Annotated in this window: 2 rRNA genes; both read right to left on the bottom strand. The window is 55.8% G+C overall.

Annotated elements, in window-relative coordinates:
- Position 1: 1 nt before the first annotated feature.
- Positions 2–117 (bottom strand): 5S ribosomal RNA (rrf, locus tag HBJ55_RS22145).
- Positions 118–217: 100 nt separating this feature from the next.
- Positions 218–3,107: ribosomal RNA gene (locus HBJ55_RS22150) — 23S ribosomal RNA — on the bottom strand.
- Positions 3,108–3,234: the final 127 nt, after the last annotated feature.

Consider the following 3,234-nt stretch of genomic DNA (forward strand, 5'->3'; position numbering starts at 1 on the left):
TGCCTGACGATGACCTACTCTCGCATGGGGAGACCCCACACTACCATCGGCGCTGAGCGGTTTCACTGCTGAGTTCGGCATGGGATCAGGTGGTTCCCACTCGCTATGGTCGTCAGGCGAAAACGGTTGGAATCATGCTGAGCGATACGTCTCGTCCAGGGCGTGCCCGGGCGTATCCGTCAATCTCGTGCGCAATGCGCAGACCCCTTGGGGTTATATGGTCAAGCCTCACGGGCCATTAGTACCGGTTAGCTCAACGCCTCGCAGCGCTTCCACACCCGGCCTATCAACCAGCTGGTCTCGCTGGGCCCTTCAGGAGGCTCGAGGCCTCGGGGATGTCTCATCTTGAAGGGGGCTTCCCGCTTAGATGCCTTCAGCGGTTATCCCGTCCGCACGTAGCTACCCGGCAATGCCACTGGCGTGACAACCGGAACACCAGAGGTGCGTCCACTCCGGTCCTCTCGTACTAGGAGCAGCTCTTCTCAAACATCCAACGCCCACGGCAGATAGGGACCGAACTGTCTCACGACGTTCTAAACCCAGCTCGCGTACCACTTTAAATGGCGAACAGCCATACCCTTGGGACCGACTTCAGCCCCAGGATGTGATGAGCCGACATCGAGGTGCCAAACACCGCCGTCGATGTGAACTCTTGGGCGGTATCAGCCTGTTATCCCCGGAGTACCTTTTATCCGTTGAGCGATGGCCCTTCCATACAGAACCACCGGATCACTAGAACCTACTTTCGTACCTGCTCGACGTGTCTGTCTCGCAGTCAAGCACCCTTATGCTCTTGCACTCAATGCACGATTTCCGACCGTGCTGAGGGTACCTTCGTGCTCCTCCGTTACTCTTTGGGAGGAGACCGCCCCAGTCAAACTACCCACCACACACTGTCCTCGATCCGGATCACGGACCTGAGTTAGAACGCCAATGATGCCAGGCTGGTATTTCAAGGTTGGCTCCACCCGAACTGGCGTCCGGGGTTCCTAGCCTCCCAGCTATCCTACACAAGCAACATCAGCGTCCAGTGTGAAGCTATAGTAAAGGTTCACGGGGTCTTTCCGTCTAGCCGCGGGTACACAGCATCTTCACTGCGATTTCAATTTCACTGAGTCTCGGGTGGAGACAGCGTGGCCATCATTACGCCATTCGTGCAGGTCGGAACTTACCCGACAAGGAATTTCGCTACCTTAGGACCGTTATAGTTACGGCCGCCGTTTACCGGGGCTTCGATCAAGAGCTTCGCCCGAGGGCTAACACCATCACTTAACCTTCCGGCACCGGGCAGGCGTCACACCCTATACGTCCGCTTGCGCGTTTGCAGAGTGCTGTGTTTTTAATAAACAGTTGCAGCCACCTGGTATCTTCGACCGCCTCGTGCTCCAGCCGCGAGGGCCTTCACACTAACGCGGCGTGCCTTCTCCCGAAGTTACGGCACCATTTTGCCTAGTTCCTTCACCCGAGTTCTCTCAAGCGCCTTGGTATTCTCTACCTGACCCCCTGTGTCGGTTTGGGGTACGGTCCCACTGTATCTGAAGCTTAGAGGCTTTTCCTGGAAGCGTGGCATCGATGACTTCCACCCCGTGGGGTGTTCGTCTCGCCTCTCGGCCTTGGGGATCCGGATTTGCCTGAATCCCCAGCCTACCGGCTTTCACCAGGACAACCAACGCCTGGCTCACCTAGCCTTCTTCGTCCCCCCATCGCAATACAGTGAGGTACGGGAATATTGACCCGTTTCCCATCGACTACGCCTTTCGGCCTCGCCTTAGGGGCCGACTCACTCTGCTCCGATTAGCGTCGAACAGAAACCCTTGGTCTTCCGGCGGGGGAGTTTTTCACTCCCCTTGTCGTTACTCATGTCAGCATTCGCACTCGTGATACCTCCAGCAGACTTCTCAATCCACCTTCGTCGGCTTACACGACGCTCCTCTACCGCTTGCCATTCGGCAAGCCCGTAGCTTCGGTACCTGGTTTAGCCCCGTTACATCTTCCGCGCAGGCCGACTCGACTAGTGAGCTATTACGCTTTCTTTAAAGGATGGCTGCTTCTAAGCCAACCTCCTAGCTGTCTGAGCCTTCCCACATCGTTTCCCACTTAACCAGGATTTCGGGACCTTAGCTGACGGTCTGGGTTGTTTCCCTTTTCACGACGGACGTTAGCACCCGCCGTGTGTCTCCCACGCTCGCACTCACCGGTATTCGGAGTTTGCCTCGGGTTGGTAAGCCGGGATGGCCCCCTAGCCGAAACAGTGCTCTACCCCCGGTGGTGATACGTGAGGCGCTACCTAAATAGCTTTCGAGGAGAACCAGCTATCTCCGGGCTTGATTAGCCTTTCACTCCGATCCACAAGTCATCCAAATCTTTTTCAACAGATCCTGGTTCGGTCCTCCAGTTGATGTTACTCAACCTTCAACCTGCTCATGGATAGATCGCCCGGTTTCGGGTCTATTTCCAGCGACTGGTCGCCCAGTTAAGACTCGGTTTCCCTACGCCTCCCCTATTCGGTTAAGCTCGCCACTGAAAATAAGTCGCTGACCCATTATACAAAAGGTACGCGGTCACAGGACGTGCCTGCTCCCACTGCTTGTACGCATACGGTTTCAGGATCTATTTCACTCCCCTCGCCGGGGTTCTTTTCGCCTTTCCCTCACGGTACTGGTTCACTATCGGTCAGCCAGGAGTATTTAGCCTTGGAGGATGGTCCCCCCATGTTCAGTCAAGGTTTCACGTGCCCCGACCTACTCGTTTTCACGACACTCGGATTTCGGCTACGGGACTATCACCCGCTATGGTCAGGCTTCCCAGCCTGTTCGCCTATCGGTTGTGTCGCTTAAGGGCTAGTCCCCGTTCGCTCGCCGCTACTAGGGGAATCTCGGTTGATTTCTTTTCCTCGGGGTACTTAGATGTTTCAGTTCCCCCGGTTCGCCTCCCAACACCTATGGATTCAGTGTGGGATACCCCGCTTGTGCGGGGTGGGTTTCCCCATTCGGAAATGCCCGGGTCACAGGTTGTTTGCCACCTCACCGAGCCTTATCGCAGGCTACAACGTCCTTCATCGCCTCTGGCTGCCAAGGCATCCACCGTATGCGCTTAATCGCTTGACCATATAACCCGAAAGGGTCTGGTCCGCGATTACGTACGACAATTGCCGGATACGCTTGAGACGTATCTCGCATTTCTCCTTGCGGAGAAATTGTCAGCATGATTCACATTGTTAAAGAGCAGACTGTT

This window comes from Billgrantia bachuensis (assembly GCF_011742165.1).
Lineage (GTDB): Bacteria > Pseudomonadota > Gammaproteobacteria > Pseudomonadales > Halomonadaceae > Halomonas > Halomonas bachuensis.